The following is a 17640-nucleotide window of genomic DNA, read 5'->3' as shown; positions in this document are numbered from 1 at the left end:
ATGTTGGATGGATAAAAAAATAGTGATCCCTGGTGACCTGTTATCCGAGGACGTGAAAAAGTCCGGATACGGGACGTATGTCAAGAACGACAAGATCTATTCTTCGCTTTGCGGCATTGAAAGCCTCAAAGAAGATAAAGTTGGAGTGATCCCACTTGCGGGAGCGTATATCCCCTCAGTGAATGATGTGGTGATAGGGATCGTTATTGTGGTTACTCCATCCAACTGGATACTGGATATTGCAGCTCCTTATGACGGTCTGCTTCATGTGTCCGAGTATCCGAGAAGAGTCGAATCCCGAGAAATGCCTGAAATTCTGGACGTAGGCGACTCTGTTATTCTCAGGGTAAGGGATGTGGACAGCTCCATGAAAATCGAGCTTGCCCTGAGAGACCCGAACCTTCATAAACTCAGAACAGGCCAGATTGTTGAAGTTGAGCCTGTGAAAGTTCCCCGTGTAATAGGACACGGCGGTTCCATGATCTCAATGCTGAAGAAAGAGACAAACTGCAGCATTTTTGTAGGCCAGAACGGCAGAATATGGATCGATGGGAAGGATGACGATATAGAGCTTTTGAGTAAGGCTCTCCGGAAAATAGAAGCTGAAGCCCAGCGTTCCGGGTTGACAGACCGGATCTACAATTTTTTGAAAAATGAACGGATGAAACAGAAAGAGTCCAAGCCCGTTAAATTTTTTAAAAATGAGAAGAAAGGTGTGAATGTGGCAAAGGAAGATCATTCCGAAGATATATACCGGAAGATCGATGTACTGCTGGACCCCAAGAATTGAGTTCCGGATAGAGTCAGAAGAATTTTAGGTAAGTTTCTCTAGAGTATCTGGTTTAGGAGTTGTTTGGAGATTTAAGTATGAGTAGTAAACCTGAGAATTTAACGTTAATCACTGACGATGGGCTGCGCCTTGACGGGAGGCGTGCGGATGAGATAAGGCCCATGAAAATTGAGATCGGTGTACTTTCGAGAGCCGACGGTTCATGTTATCTTGAATGGGGTAGGAACAAGATCCTGGTAGGCGTTTTTGGTCCCAGGGAAGCTCACCCCCGCCGCAGCCAGCGCGCAGATTCGGCAGTTATCCGTTATAGGTACAATATGGCATCATTCTCCGTGGAAGACCGTGCCCGTCCGGGGCCAAGCAGGCGGAGTATTGAAATTTCAAAGGTTTCCAGGGAAGCCTTCGAGCCTGTGATAATGGCTGAGATGTTTCCTAAAACAGCAATCGATATTTTTGTTGAAGTGCTTCAGGCAGATGCAGGAACAAGGACAGCAGCAATCAATGCTTCAAGTGTAGCCCTTGCAGATGCCGGGATTCCTATGAAGGGACTCATCACTTCCTGTGCTTTCGGGAAAGTTGACGGGCAGATTGTCCTCGACCTTAACAAGGAAGAGGATAACTATGGAGAAGCTGATTTCCCTGTAGCAATGACCCAGGACGGAGAGATTACCCTTGTCCAGATGGACGGAAACCTTACCCCTGAAGAAATTAAGAAAGGCCTGGAACTCGTAAAGAAAGGCTGCAAGGAGATCCTTGCAATCCAGCAGGCAGTCCTGAGAAAGAAGTTCGAAACACCTGTCGAAGAGGTTTCTGAAGAGCCGGCCGGTGAAAAGGAAGCCGTAACCGAAGAAGAGCCGGTACTTGCTGCCCCTGAAGCAGCAGTTATTGTAGGAGAGGCTCTTGAGGCAGCCGAAGAGCTTGGCCCGGAAATGCTGGAGGAAGTTGTTGAAGCCGAAGTCCTTGCAAGTGAGGTAATCCCTGACTTTGAAGAAGAGCCTGAAGAAGATATTGAAGAAGGGCTCGAAACCGAAGAAGAGGAAGCCCTTGAGGAAGAAGCCCTTGAGGAAGAAGCTGAACCCGAAGAAGACCTGGAAGAAGATTTAGAGGAAGATCTCGGAGAGGAGCTCGAGGAAGAAGAACTCGAAGAAGAGGAGTTTGAAGAGGAAACTCTTGAAGAAGAGGCTGAATTTGAGGCATCTTTTGAAGCTGCTCCCGAACTGAAAGAATTTGACGAAATCGAAGCCAGGCTCGAGAGAGAAACTGCTTCCGAAGAAGCCGAAGAGGAAATGGAGCTTGAAGCTGAGGAACTTTCCGAAGAAGAGCCTGAAGAAGAGGAAGCTGAAATCGAGGAAACTGCCGCTTCAGAAGAAGAAACTGTAGAACCTGAAGCAGAGGCTGAGCCCGAGGTTGAGGTAGAGGAAACTTCCACTGAAGCAGAAGAAGCTGAAGAAGAGCCTGAAGAAGAAAAATCCGAAGGTCCCTGGAAGGTAGTAAAAGATCCCTCTGAAGCCGGAACCAGAGGTGAAAAAGATGAGTGAAATCATAGCCACACTTAAGAAGGATTATATTTACAACCTGATGATCAAAGAAAAGCGCCAGGATGGGCGCGGGTTTAAAGATTTCAGGGATCTCAAGGTAGAAACAAATGTTATCTCCAAAGCTGAAGGTTCTGCAAAGGTTACCCTGGGGAATACACAGGTTCTAGTTGGCGTGAAGCTTCAGACCGGAACCCCGTTCCCGGATTCCCAGGATGAGGGTGTGATAATCACAAACCTTGAACTTAATCCTATAGCTTCCCCTGAGTTTGAGCCAGGGCCTCCGAGAGAAGAAGCAATTGAAATGGCAAGGGTTGTTGACAGAGGAATCAGAGAATCAGGCGCAATTGATATAAAGAAGCTCTGCATAACGGTTGGAGAATCCGTCTGGATCGCCTTTATAGATGTCCATATCCTGAACGACGACGGAAATATTATTGATGCGTCCTGCCTCGCTGCAATTGCAGCCCTCATGACCACGGTAGTCCCGAACGAGCAGCAGGGGCTTGGCGAGAATGTGCCCCTTGCAATGAAAGAGATGCCAGTTGGCATTACTCTTGCAAAAATAGGCTCAAAACTCATGGTTGACCCTTCTCTTGATGAGGAAGCGGTTTGCGAGACAAAACTGACTATAGTTTCCAGTTCGGACGGCTCAGTTGCAGGCATGCAGAAAATGGGTCCTGCCCCTCTTACCGAGGAAGAACTATTCGAAGCGATAGATATGGCAGTTGAAAAGGCAGCAGAACTCAGAGCGCTCTACCTTGAAGTGCTTGCAAAAAATGAATAAATCGGGCAGGATTAATTAAATATAAATATTAAATGCCTGTATTACGGTCTAAGTGCACGTCTATAAGGTGATAAAAGAACCCGTGTCTCAGGGCGTACCAGCCCGCTGAGAGATCGGTTTTATCCCTTCTGACTTAACATTACATTTTAGGAGTTATTAACGATGGCAAAAAAGTTCACTAAGAAAGGAAGAATTTCCAGATCTGCAGGCAGGTTTGGTCCCAGGTACGGGAGAAAAGACAGAAAGCTTGTCGCAGACCTGGAAGAACGCATGCGAGCCCCGCATGTATGCACCAAATGTGCCCGCCCTACAGTGGGAAGGATTGGAACCGGAATCTGGAAATGCAGCAAGTGCGGACACACCTTCGCAGGCGGGACCTACATCCCTTACACAAGCGTTGGCCAGACCCTGCTGCGCACAATGAAGAACGTTGCTGAGGCAAAGTAAACAAACATTTTCAGGTACGTGAGGTCGTATGGGATATAAGTGCACTCGCTGTAAACAGAAAGTGGAAATTGACTACGAGTACACCGGTATAAGGTGCCCGTACTGCGGACACAGAATCCTGGTAAAAGAGCGTCCTACAACCATTAAACGCATCAAGGCAGAATAAGGAGTATATCAGTTACTCCTTCTGTCGGATAAGATGCAAAAATGGTTGTCTGGATAAAAACCGTTTTCAAGTACTTGACGGACAAAAACAGATGTTTCCTGTCCGGACAGTACACATCTCAATTTCTGCTATTTTTCCTGCTTTCTTATAATTGGGTAGCTTTTTAATTTCCTGTAATCAATAGCTTTTCTGATTTCTTATTATTCGACAGTTTTCCTGATTACTGTAGCCTGGTAACTTTCCTGGTTTTCCGGACACTGTTTTTGCAGCATAATCTATTGAGGAAAAGAGATACGATACTTCATCTTGAATCAGTCTTATACTAAAAAATAAAATCCCCAACAATGTAAAAATCCATAACTAATATTAAATGAAGGAATCGTAGAAACAGCTTTTGTCTCCAATTCTTCCATCTCATAACAATATAACTTTTTTGTAACGGAATCTAAAAATTTTTTACTTTCTCCTAAATTTGAGATAATTATATATTATTGAATACTAATAGAAATAATATGGTATGATTCAACAGGTAAATCACTTTTTAGTATAAACCGTGATTTAATGATCTAATATAACAATCAAGAATCATGCCAGTAAGCAAACTCACATATATTGTGATTGAGCGGTTTTTATCCCGAATGTATTCCGCTCCTCGTATCCGGGATAAACAAAACCTCCCCTCTCAATCACGATTTTTATTTTTGGTTTGTAATTTTTGGTTTGTAATTTTTGGTTTGTAATTTTTGGTTTGTAATTTTTGGTTTGTAATTTTTGGTTAGTTATTCTAGGTTTGTTATTTTAGGTTTGTTATTCTAGGTTTGTTATTTTAGGTTTGTTATTCTAGGTTGGTTGTTTTTTGTTTGTTATTCCAGGTTTGTTTTTTTGTTTTTTATTGAGGCTTTTTATTTTGAAGCTTTTTATTTTGAGATTTTTTTGTTGAGGTTAATCTATCCATTTCAATATGACATCCTCATTACGTGCAGGTGCCTTCCTGCTCTCTTTAGCCGGGTATCCAAAGATTAGCGGCGCGATTAGCTTATGCCCCTCAGGCACTCCCACTTCTTTCAGGAATTCCTTATCGTTATCCAGGCCTGCTGCCAGCCCGATCCAGCAGCTCCCGATACCTAAAGAGTGGGCTGCAAGCATCATGTTTTCCGCTGCCAGAGCACAGTCATTTTCGTCGATAACGTCGGGAGATGCAAATACCAGGATGAAAACAGGTGCCTCATAGAGGATCCTGGTTGTCGGTTTTGATAAGTGCTGTACATATCTGGCCAGGTCCGGGTTTCTTGTGTCTTTAAATGCAGCAAGGAAAGCCTTCTTAGCACGGTCGTCATATTCATCGATAAGCTGCCTGTTTTTTACGACTACAAACCGCCAGGGCTGCCTATTCACGGCACTTGGCGCATATGTTCCAGCCCGGATTATTTCTTTGATTATTTCGTCGGGAACTTCCTTATCGGAATAGTTGCGCACGGACCTGCGCTGGTAAATATTGTCAAGGACAGAGTTGGAAATTTGTTCTCCGGTAGCTTTGATATTATCGGTCAAGACCTCACCATTAACAGATAGATGAATTAGTCTATTAATCTCTTTTCTGATGCTCGATGTTATCTTTTGAGAGAATGCCTAACTATGGGCAGAGGCTTCTGCTTTAAATCATGGGCTGAGGCTTCTGCAAGGTCAGTTCCTCCCAGGAAATCATATTTTGTATGACCTTTAACGAAACCACGGATAAGCCCTGTCTCCGGGGAATACTCGATAAATGAATTGTTTTCCTGGACAATGCCAATGATTGTGATGTCATCGGAAGCGGAAGTCAGGTTATACCGGCCGACCTTCTGGTCCGAGACAGACAGCAGCCGGGCCTGTTTCGAGGTATCTCTGGTAATCCCGTCATTATTCAGAACTGTGGAATATTTCCGGGTCACATTGTACGACATGTTAGTTCTCGCCCACGTAGCTTCATAAGGTGAGGATGAGATTCTGCCATCATCATAGAGAACATATGGGATGGTTATGTTATGCGTACTTTCGTTGACACTACCCAAGATGAAGTTGCCTTTCTCACAGAGCATAACAAGATCGGCTGTATCGTCCTCAGAAAACTTTTCGATGTATCCGGCAAATGCTGTGGACGTTGTTTTTCCATGTGCGGTAATTCTACCGGAAAATACGTTTCCTTCCTGGCTGTTTATCTGGTAAACACTATTCTGGGCAGTTGACCACGTGCCAATAAGATCCGGGATCGGCGTACTGTCTTCAGAAACTTCTGCTCCGTTGCGAACTGCACGAACCGTCTGGACCCTGACAACTCCATCCGAACTGGTGATCATCCTCTTTGAAAAAACGTCCTCCGACTCGATGACACCGCTCTGGAACGATGTAGCATTTCCGTCCTTTCTATGGCTGAAAAAATGCTTACCGTGCTTATCGTCAATGGCAAAGTACAAAGGATCACTGGAGCCATCCTCCACGATCGAAAACAGCCGTTCATACTGTGTAACGGTGTAAATCGTTCCCGGATTGTTTGTGTCAAATTCGCCAGACGAAGAGTTGTAGGTGATTCCCGAAACGGTTGTAAAATCGCCGTTGATATCATATGGTACTTGCTTTAACCCGATATCTATCGCCAGCTGTTCATAACTGCCATAACCCGCAGTAGCTGTTCCTGCAATCAGAAAAAGAATTGCCAGAGAAAAACCCAGCGCAATTGCTGTCCTGTGAATTGCTTTCATTCCTCAATCCTCCTGATTTTTTCCATTACATTTGAAACGAATTTAAAGATTTTAAATGTTAGTATGTGAATCGGGGAAGAATTCGGAGTTACAATTCATAGTATTACAGGCTTATTTTCTTCCGTTATAGTCACTTTTTTCTTATTGGAGGTTTTTTTGCATGAAATAAAGCCTACAGGAGCCAGGAAGATTGTTAATGAGTTTTCCAATATGTTGAACAAAAAAGTAAGTTACCAGGGAAAAGAAAGCACATGGAGTTATGTTATCTTCCTAAAGGTTAGGGAATTAGCCCATTATCTTACTAGCAAAAAGGAGAAACTGGATTTTGTTAATCCTGAATATGAGATTGAGAGAATTAATTCCTATGACATAAGGCAAAAGATTCTCAATATTTCTTATGTTGACTGGAAGAAACTAGGGTTTTCTAAAGGCACTTTGCATTACATGAAGCAGAATGCGAAATCAGATAAGCCATTTACCCTTAACAGTCATGTTCTGGAAAGAGTAAATAAGTGGGAAGCTCTGTTTTAAGTCAAAAATAAAAATGTTTATATTTTACTGTAAAAATATAAATTTTACAGGTAAAAGAGTAAAACGGCTTAAAGAAAGGTAGTAAAAGGAGTGAGCTGATCCCAAAACTCAAAAACTACTTACTTAGTTCTCAATTTTGAAGTAATCAATCGAGCTACTAACAAGAAAGTAGTAATGAAACCTAATGATAAATGCATAAAAAATAGCTTTTGGGATCGGCTCAGTAAAAATGTAATTGAACAAAAACTATCTTATTGGCAGTGTCTCGATTTGCTGTAAATTTAAAGTTAATTTTTCGGACACTGTATGTGAAACCAATCTAATACCCTCGAATTTTTGATTCAAAAACCTCTTAAAATTTGTAATTTTGCAGAAAAATTGGACACTACCAAACGTGTGTTTCTTTACTTTTTGAAGATCTGAAGCATATCTGGGTTTAAATAGCAAAGTTATGAGAAATAAGTCTTGATTATTGCTTTATAGACTAAAATAACAACGAATATGATTAGTACAATATTCATAACAAGTAAATAATACAAAAAACCATCGCCTCTGTGTTCAGGGATTTGTGATAAAAGAATAAGAGGTGAAGAATCACGACTTCTATAAAGTAGTCTATCAAGCCATTCCCTAAAATATGTCTCATGTGAATTCAGTCTGGGATATTCAACTTCAACTTTGATCTCGAAATTGCTTTCTGATTTTTCATTCTCTTGAAACTCATTTCTTAAAGCAGCATTTAACAAACGGTGACACTGATCTTTTATTAGACTAATGCTGTCAATGAAATTTTTATAATTTGAAATTATATTGTAGCTAGCGAAGATAACTTCAAAGAAGAGAATAATACTACCTTCACGAACGCCTGTTATTCTTGTATTGATAGTTATACCAAAGAGTTCCTCCATATCAGCAGGTAGCTCGCGTACAATTATATCATGTGCAATTTCCGGCTCTGTAGAAAACCTATTTAAATCAGCTTCAGGAGGCTGAATATAAATCCGTGAAAAATGAATAAAGCTGTTTAGTTCAAACTTATGAAAATTCGTTGTTTCAGAGGATTTCTACAGAGCCCAATTTCCTCAACTCTATCTCCTACACTTCTCTCTCCGTTGTATATGCCTCTCCTCTCTTGGTTATATTTGCCTCTCTTAAGATAGCCTGTCTTGAAATTTCTCGTATTGTAGTCATATTCAATTGTGGCGCTTAATACAACTCGCTTTTGGTGAAAGTTCATAGTTTTTTCTCCTTCTGGAGGACTCAGTTCCAAAATCTAGTGATCTGAAATTATAGGCTCAATTGTTCATTCGGAATTTGAAATTATTTTGGATCAATAATTACCATAAAGATTTTTTGTATAATGTGTGTACACAGTGATGTAGATTAGTGAAAATTGTAGTTAATGCTCTTGCACTATTGTAAAAAACCTAACTGTTTTTTAAATAGATATTGTACAAAAAGGTATCCATTTTTAGTAAAAATAGTTTTTAAAACTGATTATGCATTAATCTCTCAAAATAGAGTACAAATTTTGTACACCTTTATTTAAAGCACATTATAAAATACAGAATGAATTTTTGTTAGGGCAACTCTCGAGAATAAACTGTTGTGCATAATATACACACAAACGTACAGAAAATTCGATAGATTTATGTTTCTGAATATATAGAAAAAGAACTATTTTTGCTAGGGCAATTTTGAAAGTAAGCGGTTGTGCATTGTCTCTGCAAAAGCCTACACTTTTTTGAGATCCCTATTCCCCCCAACAAAAGTGCGAGATGTGTAATTTTAACTTTCACATTTTTTGGTACATTTAGCTATTTTTCAACCTTTAGATTTTAACCGTTTATTATATATTTAATTGGATATCTTCCTCAAAAAACATTTTTTTCTCCGACTTCGGATCTTTGAGATCTGAATTATCCTTGCTTTCTTTCCTCCCAGAATCACGAATTACAAGCTTTTAAGGCATAGGAATAATTATAGATAAGTATATAACTGTATATAGTAATATCTAAAGTTAGATATCATCTATCAAAGGATATCTGAAGAAAAACAAAGAAATTTAATACAATAACGTGTGAAGTAAAACCTACCAAAAGGAATTTAACAATGCAGGAAGCCCAGTTGAAGATTCCCTAAAAAGTTATAAAAATTACTAAAGCTATTTCAGGAGGCGAAATAACGGACAGAACGCCAACGACATGCGGGGACTGTGAAACATATAACAGATCCTACGGATTTTGCAGGAAAATAATGGAATATGTCTCTCCATACGAAACTGATTTTAGATGCCGGAAAAAAAGCAACAAAGTTTCTACTAAAGTTTGATTTTTCTTTATAATTCCTTTTTTATCCTTTATATACTCCTTTTTTTATCCTCTTTATATTCCTTTTTTGTATCCTACTTCCTGTAGCATGTGCTTCTTACCCGGATGACTTTCAGGTAAAGCGAAAGTGAAAAATACCCCTGACCTCATCAAGGGGAGTATGCTAGTTACCACTTCTCGCAAGCCTTCTGCAAAGTCCAGGACACTTTGCAAGCTTCTTTCACGCTTTTTTGCCAGCAGGTGCATTTCCCGAGGCAAAATGGGTATGCCGGAACTTCTGGACTCCTCAGAGGGGCAGGCTCTCATAATCGTGGGGGAATACCACGGAAATCCGGGGGAGCTCGTTTTCTACGATGACGCAGGGAAGCTTCTTTTTTCTATCAGGTTTTCGGACTGGTATTCTGAAGACCTCGATTCTTACTGGTTTCCGGATATCGAGCCTGTGCTCACAGGCAAAGGAGAGGTTGCGGACGCGCTTGAGTCTTTTTTCCACTTCAACAGGATAGAAAGTGACGCGGTCGGTCAGCTCCCTGCCAATTCCCTTGTAATGGGGGCGGGAGAAAAAGAGATCGATTTCATAGGTGGGGAAAAGCCCCTTTTCAAGTTTAACATTAAAGGTTTCAAAAGGTATTGACCGAAAACCTTTTTTTCAGCTCGTAGAGTTGTAACCATATCCAGTTTAAGAACCAGAATCTATATTTATTTTGTATTTGTCTTGTATTTGTCTTGTATTTGTCTTGTATTTGTCTTGTATTTGTCTTGTATGTAGTTTCTTTCCAGGAGGAATTCTTTGAAACTTTCTGCAGAGTTTAAGTTTGAAACCGAGACTGCCGAGAAGATCTATCAGGCTGTCCTTCCGGAACTTAATGACAACTTTTCCGAAAGGTCCAGAATAGGGCTGACACTTGAGGGTAAAAATCTCCTTGTACTCACTGTTAAAGCTGAAGATACGGTTTCCCTGCGCTCTGCCCTCAACACCTGGTTCAGGCTCATCCAGATAGCTCAGGAAGTCCTTGAGGTTACATCCGAAGCCTGAACTGCAGGTGAACTGTGGATCCGTGTTTCAAGTCGCTGGCCTCAAGGATGCATATCTTCATACCGCCAGGCACAGGGTAGTGGGCTCGCACAGGGCAACAGATCACTTCATCCGTTTAACGCCGGGGTTCTACGTGGGTATATAAACCAGAGACTAAATCCAGTTGCGAAAATAACACAGATTTTTAATTAAATATAATTAAATTTTTATTAGTTAATATTTAAACTAATAATAATTTTTTTATAAATATTTAAAAGAAAAATCCGAAATATAAGTGTTTGATGCCTTAAAATTCTTTTTTAGTCAACACATTCTTATATACTTATAATTCCTTTTTTAATGTTGTTAATACTTATTGTTTTTAGCTCTCAATTGTCGTCATCTGGGGTGTTTGGAATAGACATTAGTAAAAAAGTATTTATAATTACAATTTTAATTTTTGCAACCCTGACTGCTACTTTTGCATTTACTTATAATATGCAACTTTCAAATTTTCTAGATCTGGAACGGGCTGATACATTAAAGAATGTAGACAGGGTACAGAATACAATTGAGACGGAACAAAAATATCTTGATAACATGGTTCAGGATTGGGCCTGCTGGGATGATACTTACCTTTTTATCGAGGATAAAAACCAGAAATACATGGATGTAAACCTTCAAAACCAGACTCTTTACGGGCTCAAAGTTAATGTTATGATTTTTGTGAATAACAGTGGGTCTGTTGTTTATACGAAGTCTGTAGATCTCAATACCGGTGAGGAAAATCATGTTCCTGAAGAGCTTTTCGAAATGGTAGAAAGTGGTCTTTTCTCTGCAAAAACAGAAGATGATGAAGTAAGCGGATGCATTTTACTTGACGAAAACCCCATGCTTGTTTCCTGCCACCCTATACTTAAAACAAGTTATGAAGGGCCTGTGAAAGGCACGTTGATTTTCGGGAGGTATCTTGACAGTGCTCTCTTGGATGAATTTAATGAAACCAGCTGTTCTTCAATTTCCATGCATAGAATCGATGGATATATGCCTTTAGATTTTCAAGAAAAGCTTCAAAATTTTTCCGAGTATCCAGACAGGACTATTGTCGAGCCCCTCAGTGAAAAGAGAATATCAGGGTATTTTGTATTAAAGGACACTTCACTTCAGCCTGCAGTTATTATGAGGGCTGATTTTCCAAGAGATCTTTATTTGAACGGCGAAAGAACCCTGAATTACATGTATTTTCTGCTCGTATTTATCGGACTGGTGACGGGTGTCGGAGTTAAGATTGTACTTGACAATCTCTTTATTTCGAGACTCGCAGAGATAGACAATTTTGTTACAAAAGTCAGGTCGGAAAAGGACCTCTCTAAAAGACTGCCTCTCAAAGGTGACGACGAACTTTACCGGCTCTCAAAAGAAATAAACGGGATGTTAAATGAAATTGATCTGGCAGAAAAGGAGTTAAAAGCACAGGCACGCGAAAAGAAAGTTCTTCTTGATTCTTTAAATGAACTGGTAATTTTTGTAGACCCTCAACTTAAGATTATCTGGGCAAACAAAGCTGCCCTTAAACATATGAATGTGGACCTTGAAAAGGCGAAAGGTATCCATCTTAAAAGCATTCAGGGCATAAGCGACACTTCCTTTGAATACCTGCAAATTGAAAAGATCTTTGAAACCGGGCATAAGGATTCAGGAGAATTTATCTCGGACGACGGAAATTCCTGGTTTGTCCAGGCCAACCCGGTTACTGATGAAAATGGCAGGATTATAGGTGTTCTGGAAACCTGCAGGGACATTACCGGAAAGAAAGCTGTTGAAAAACTCCTTCAGGAAAAGCAGGTCGCAGAAATTGCAAATCGTACCAAGAGTGAGTTCCTTGCAAATATGAGCCATGAACTGAGAACTCCACTTAATTCAATCATAGGATTCTCAGACCTCTTATATGAACAGATTTTTGGTGCGTTAAATGAAAAACAGCTAAGGTATGCAGCAAACATCTCAAAAAGCGGAAGGCATCTCCTTAATCTGATAAACGGTATTCTTGATCTTTCCAAAGTAGAAGCCGGAAAGATGGAGCTTGATTATAAGGAGTTTGAACTCATAAAAAACCTGGCTACAATTAAAAACCTGTTATCTCCTATAGCAGACCGAAAGAACATCAATGTAGAGATCGATGTGGATAAAGATATTACTACCATCCGTGCTGATGAAGCCAGGTTTATTCAGATAATGTACAACCTTGTGGATAACGCCATAAAATTCTCATCTGAGAATAATCCTGTGAAGATAGAAGCGAGAAGAAAAGGGAAACTGGTAGAAATAACGGTTAAGGACAGAGGAATCGGGATAAAACCTGAGGATCAGCACAAGCTTTTTAAACCCTTCAGCCAGGTTGATTCTTTTTCATCGAAAAAATTCCAGGGAACCGGACTTGGCCTGTCTTTAGTTAAACAGATTGTGCACCTGCATGGAGGGTATGTCTGGTTCAGGAGTAAACCAGGTGAGGGGAGTACCTTTGCATTCGCGATTCCTATCAATGGTAATAAAAAAGATAGCTGCGGTACTGAGTTAAATAAGAATAAATAAAAAAGTTGAAAGAACAGGGGACTCCGGTAATAGACAAAGAAAAAGGCTTTTTTAGAGTTATTTATCTAATTTTAATACTAATTTTAATACTATTTTTATATTAAATTCCTCAGTAGTTAGTTATTTCATATATTTATACTTCATTTCCTGAAAGGTATGAATAAATCCAGCCCATACTTATATTCAATATATTTTATGAATTCGGAGGAAATTCTGTTTAAGCATGATGGTATACCTGTTCAAGTTCTTCGTATCTCTTTCTGGTCAGTGTCTTACTGGAAATAGAGTTCAGCAAGATAGAGAAATTCTGGCTGCTCTCAAAACAAACCAGATGAAGCTTTGGAACGGGTTCAGCGGGAGTGGGGTTAATGAGGGCAAGCAGAACAGTTATTCTAATAATTATTGCGCTTATAACGAGTGCACTTTGCAGCACTGCATCCGGCAGGGAAATTACGGTAGATAATAATGGTTCAGCGAATTTCAGATCAATTCAGGAAGCAGTTAATAATTCATCTCCCGGGGATGTAATTCTTGTTTTACCTGGGACTTATACGGAAAATATTATTGTTAACATTACTTCACTGACGATCAGATCAGAGCCGAAAAGCTTTGAAGTGCTGGTAAAATCTCCAGAGGAAAACAAAAGCGCTTTTCTTATTACAGCTAATAACGTAACTCTCAGCGGTTTCAATATAACAGAGGCCAAGGGAAATCACACTAACTATCCATCTGGAATTTGCCTGAAGAATGCCAGAAACTGCAGAATTACAGGCAATATTTTATTTGAAAACTACCTGGGAGTGTGTCTTGTCAATGCCGACCAGAACATAGTTTCAGAAAATTTTTTCTTTAACAGTTCCATTTCTCTTGTTGAAGCGAGCAATCTGAATAATCTGATAAATAATACCATTGAAAAAAGCCCTGTTTCTCTATCATATGCCAGTTACAATACAATCTCAGAAAATCTGCTTTCCGATAGTAGAGTTTCCCTGGGTGAAGGAAGTGCAAAGAATGTACTGAGAAAGAATATAATCGAAAACGGTTACATTTTGTCGGGGCCGTGGTCATCGATTAATTTGATAACTGAAAATAAAATCTCAAATGGCATAGGTATAAGTTTTGCCTGTTGTGGGGGAGGTGATGTGGTATCTGATAATACCATTTTTAACTGCTCACATGGGGTCGATACGTATGACCGTGGTTTAGATATTATTAACAACAGGATTATTGACTGTTATAGTGGGATAGATATTTCTCAGTCGAGTGGAACCAGAGTTTATAATAATACAATCTTAAATTGCAGTGTTGGAATTCATGTAACAGATTCAAGCATTGAAATATTAAACAACACAATAACCTCCAGTGCGGAATGCGGTATCTATATTCCAGACCTGGAAAGTGGTGAACGAATCTACAATAATTATTTTAACAATAATATAAACGTAAGGCTGGAAAGCCATAGAGAAAATGTCTGGAATAATTCACTTATATCATGTCCCAATATTGCAGGCGGCCCCTACCTTGGCGGCAATTTCTGGGCAAAGCCTGATGGGACCGGTTTTTCTGAAACCTGTACAGACTCGGATGGAGACTGGATTTGCGATTCGCCTTATAAACTTAATGAAAGCAATTTCGATTTCCTTCCTCTCGCATCTGTATATGGAAAGCAAGAATCGCCTGTTGCAAATTTCAGTACCAATACCACACAGGGGCTTGCCCCATTAGCTGTACAATTCACAGATTTCTCACAGCATGCACTTGTATGGGAATGGGATTTTGACAATGATGGGATAACAGATTCTACAGAAAAAGACCCTTTTTACGAGTATATATCTCCGGGAAATTATACGGTTAATCTGATAGTAAGCAACGAGAACGGTATAGCTACAAAAACTCAGGAGGTTATTGTACAGGATGCTGAGGCTTTTCCTGTAGCTGACTTCAACACCAATATCACGAGCAATCAGGCTCCTCTTTCTGTTCTTTTTACAGATCTTTCGAAAAATGTGGCAAAAAGGACATGGGATTTTAACAATGACGGTATTATCGATTCCGTAAACAAAACTGCTGTGTATGCTTATACCCTTCCGGGAACTTATGTTGTTAATCTTACTGTAAGCAATTCAAGAGGAACCGTCTCAAAGTTATCCATAATAACGGCGTCTCCTTTACAGAAAATGGATGGCCAACTTGTCCTTACTGAATATCAGATAACTGCCAATAAATCGAATAAGGTTAGTCCTTCAATTTATGGAAACAGGATTGTCTGGTGTGATGACCGCAATGGAAATGGAGACATTTACATGTACGATATTTCCACCAGGGAGGAAACCCAAATAACCACCAGCGAATCAGATGAGTATTCTCCTGATATCTATGATGAGAGAATTGTATGGATTGATCTTCGTAATGGGAACGGGGATATTTATATGTACAATCTTTCCACCAAAGAGGAAACCCCGATCATTGCCAGTGGATCAGTTTCAAATCCTAAAATCTATGATGACAGAATTGTGTGGGCAGATTACCGCAATGGTGATGAAAGTAACCTGTCAAATTCTGACATCTATATGTACAACCTTTCTACTCATAATGAGACTCAAATTACCAGTAACCAATCAAATGATGTAGGCCCCGATATATATGGAGACAGGGTAGTATGGTATGACCATAACATATCCGAAAACTCAACTATTCACATTTACGATCTTTCTACTTCAAAAGAGATACAAAGAACCTCCAATGGGTCGCATCACAGCCAGCCTTCTATCTACATGGACAGGGTTATCTGGCGGGATGAGCTTAATGGGGCCTATAGTATCCACGTGTACAATCTCTCGACTTCTACCGAAATTCAGATTCCGGCCAATCATTCGGATCTCTGGCCTTCCATATATAACGATAGAGTTGTGTGGGTAGACTATCGTAACAAATATCCAGATATCTACATGTACAATCTTTCTACTTCTAAAGAAGTCCAGATAACCACTAATGGGTCACCAGCAGAGCCTGCTATCTACGGGAACAGGATAGTGTGGCAGGATTTCCGTAATGAAAACCCGGATATCTATATGTGCGTTATTTCGGAACAGGAAGAAAATCAACCCGTTACAGACTTCTTTGCGAATATCACGTCAGGAAATGCACCCTTAAAAGTGTTATTCACTGACAACAGTACAGGTGCACCGATTTACTGGTTCTGGGATTTCGGAGACGGCATTAATTCAAAACACGCTTTGAACGCAACTCACACGTTTACTGAGCCCGGAAAATATGATGTAAGCCTTACAGTAACGAATGAAAACGGCAGCAATACAAAGATCATACCTGAATATATTACGGTTTTCTCGGAAAATAATACCTAAATAAATTAAAGGTGAAAACAGACAGAAAAAGAAAATGTTGAATGGAACTTAATCTGAAATTCACTTAATTCCGGCAAGCAGAAAAAAGGTTTTTGCGCTTTCCGGTATTTTTTCCAGTAGAAGCTCGATCAATGTACTTTTACACTTTCTACCTCATTTCATCGAGCTTTTCTCGTCCCAGATTCGCTATTCATTTTAATACCTTGCCGCTCCGGCTTTTTTTGATTTGGGACCTTTATTTGGCCTGAAAGCCCGCTCCGGGCACTTCTTGGAATCGGTTTTTCCGCGTACTTCAAATCCGAGGCTGAAACATTCGCCTTTTATCTCATCAATAGCCGTATAAAATCTGCAGTCTTGGCATGTAGGCATTAGGATTACTACCTCCAGATACGTGAAGGCTATCTGGATCTGAGCTCCAGATATGTTTCCCGGATACAGCCTTTGGGTTAGAATTACCTGTATTTTGATAAAGGTGCAGGATGTATCCCATAAATAATGTGTATATGTAAATAAAATGTTTTTGGTATGCAATAAGACAGGCAGAAGGCAGGTTAAGAAGAAAGGGCTGCTTTTCAATATTTCATCACAAAGAATTCAAAAAGCCTTTCCTGGAAGCAAATTCTTTAACCAGATTCTTTAACTATTCAACTAATCAGAGTTAGGCTAATCAGAGCAAAATGCTAATTCAAATTCTGGAATGAATTCTATCTCAAATCTCTTCATTCTCTTCAAATTCTATTTCAAGGACAGGAAGTTCTCTTACATTCCCTTCCCTGTCGTAACATGTCCAGCTCTGCCTGTTATAAGGGCTGCCAACTATAATATGGCAGTTTCCTGTTTTTGAAAAGAGGCGCAAGTCGGCTTCTGAAGGCCTTCGGTTTGCCCCGGGATGGCTGTGAATCGAACCTGCGGATTTTATGTTCGGCATCATGAAAAGCCTTAGAACTGCGCTTGTATCACTTGATTCGGTCCCTGGAAGGATAAGCACTTCAGTAATTACTCCGTCTTTTTCCTGCAAAAGCCCGGCGAATTCTTCAGGTGCCATTGATTTGCTGGCTCCGAGGATAAAATCAAGAGTATCAAGAGCGATTCCTTTAATTTGCATGAAGGGTAATTCTCCTTAAAAGGTATATCTTTTTTTGGAATAGAAATTCAACAGCCAAAAATTGCTTTTAATTGCCGAGGAAAACCAGGATCGATTTTTTTAAAAAAATAAAAAAGTAGAAAAAGTATTGATAAGTCTCTAATTTGTAATCCTGTGCATTTTTTCAATGCACATACGATTTTTTAATTTATTCTTCTCCCATTTCCTTGCGGAATTCCACGTAGTCTCTTTCAACTTCT

Annotated in this window: 14 protein-coding genes; 10 read left to right on the top strand and 4 right to left on the bottom strand. The window is 39.9% G+C overall.

The window, feature by feature from the left end; all coding sequences use genetic code 11:
- The first annotated feature begins 7 nt into the window (after positions 1–7).
- The 5 genes from rrp4 to RSJ42_RS09330 all read left to right on the top strand — a co-directional run bounded on the left by rrp4 (position 8) and on the right by RSJ42_RS09330 (position 3725).
- Positions 8–790: an exosome complex RNA-binding protein Rrp4 gene (rrp4, locus tag RSJ42_RS09350; protein ID WP_410507034.1), complete on the top strand. Its 783-nt coding sequence runs from the start codon at positions 8–10 to the stop codon at positions 788–790.
- Between the two features lie 77 nt (positions 791–867).
- On the top strand, positions 868–2328 hold the full coding sequence (gene rrp41, locus RSJ42_RS09345; protein WP_410507033.1) for an exosome complex exonuclease Rrp41: 1461 nt from the start codon (positions 868–870) through the stop codon (positions 2326–2328).
- Complete coding sequence (rrp42, locus tag RSJ42_RS09340; RefSeq protein ID WP_410507032.1) at positions 2312–3112, top strand: exosome complex protein Rrp42; 801 nt, start codon at positions 2312–2314, stop codon at positions 3110–3112. The genes rrp41 and rrp42 overlap by 17 nt, the downstream gene beginning before the upstream one ends.
- A 162-nt stretch (positions 3113–3274) precedes the next feature.
- Positions 3275–3559 carry a 50S ribosomal protein L37ae gene (locus RSJ42_RS09335; RefSeq protein WP_011034538.1) on the top strand — a complete coding sequence of 95 codons (285 nt, stop codon included), beginning with the start codon at positions 3275–3277 and terminating at the stop codon, positions 3557–3559.
- Between the two features lie 28 nt (positions 3560–3587).
- A complete protein-coding gene (locus RSJ42_RS09330; RefSeq protein ID WP_011021777.1) occupies positions 3588–3725 on the top strand; it encodes a DNA-directed RNA polymerase subunit P in 138 nt (45 codons plus the stop codon).
- A gap of 942 nt (positions 3726–4667) precedes the next feature.
- Here the strand turns inward: RSJ42_RS09330 and RSJ42_RS09325 are convergent.
- Together RSJ42_RS09325 and RSJ42_RS09320 are read right to left on the bottom strand one after the other, a co-directional pair.
- The gene (locus tag RSJ42_RS09325; protein WP_410507031.1) at positions 4668–5276 is read right to left on the bottom strand and encodes a nitroreductase family protein; all 609 of its coding nucleotides are present in this window, start codon (positions 5274–5276) and stop codon (positions 4668–4670) included.
- A gap of 59 nt (positions 5277–5335) precedes the next feature.
- Entirely contained in the window at positions 5336–6463 is a 1128-nt protein-coding gene (locus RSJ42_RS09320; protein ID WP_410507030.1) for a hypothetical protein, read from the bottom strand.
- A 156-nt stretch (positions 6464–6619) separates the two neighbouring features.
- On the opposite strand from RSJ42_RS09320, the gene RSJ42_RS09315 reads away from it, so the two are divergent.
- The 5 genes from RSJ42_RS09315 to RSJ42_RS09295 all read left to right on the top strand — a co-directional run bounded on the left by RSJ42_RS09315 (position 6620) and on the right by RSJ42_RS09295 (position 16296).
- The gene (locus RSJ42_RS09315) at positions 6620–6994 is read left to right on the top strand and encodes a CRISPR-associated protein Cas1 (RefSeq protein WP_410507029.1); all 375 of its coding nucleotides are present in this window, start codon (positions 6620–6622) and stop codon (positions 6992–6994) included.
- 2490 nt (positions 6995–9484) lie between these two features.
- Complete coding sequence (locus tag RSJ42_RS09310) at positions 9485–9958, top strand: rRNA maturation protein (RefSeq protein WP_410507028.1); 474 nt, start codon at positions 9485–9487, stop codon at positions 9956–9958.
- Between the two features lie 156 nt (positions 9959–10114).
- Positions 10115–10360 (top strand): KEOPS complex subunit Pcc1, encoded by a 246-nt coding sequence (locus tag RSJ42_RS09305; RefSeq protein ID WP_410507027.1) that lies wholly within the window; start codon positions 10115–10117, stop codon positions 10358–10360.
- Positions 10361–10699: 339 nt separating this feature from the next.
- Entirely contained in the window at positions 10700–12931 is a 2232-nt protein-coding gene (locus RSJ42_RS09300; protein ID WP_410507026.1) for a CHASE4 domain-containing protein, read from the top strand.
- Between the two features lie 368 nt (positions 12932–13299).
- Positions 13300–16296 carry a NosD domain-containing protein gene (locus RSJ42_RS09295; RefSeq protein WP_410507025.1) on the top strand — a complete coding sequence of 999 codons (2997 nt, stop codon included), beginning with the start codon at positions 13300–13302 and terminating at the stop codon, positions 16294–16296.
- A gap of 195 nt (positions 16297–16491) precedes the next feature.
- On the opposite strand, the gene RSJ42_RS09290 is transcribed toward RSJ42_RS09295, so the two are convergent.
- Both RSJ42_RS09290 and RSJ42_RS09285 read right to left on the bottom strand, forming a co-directional pair.
- Positions 16492–16665, bottom strand: a complete 174-nt coding sequence (locus RSJ42_RS09290; protein WP_015412686.1) for a hypothetical protein — start codon at positions 16663–16665, stop codon at positions 16492–16494.
- Between the two features lie 340 nt (positions 16666–17005).
- Complete coding sequence (locus RSJ42_RS09285) at positions 17006–17401, bottom strand: Mov34/MPN/PAD-1 family protein (protein WP_410507024.1); 396 nt, start codon at positions 17399–17401, stop codon at positions 17006–17008.
- Positions 17402–17640: the final 239 nt, after the last annotated feature.

This window comes from Methanosarcina hadiensis, from assembly GCF_046529725.1.
In the GTDB taxonomy this organism is placed as follows: Archaea; Halobacteriota; Methanosarcinia; order Methanosarcinales; family Methanosarcinaceae; genus Methanosarcina; species Methanosarcina hadiensis.
The sequence above is the reverse complement of the archived record's forward strand: the minus strand, read 5'-3'. Positions and strand labels throughout refer to the sequence as shown.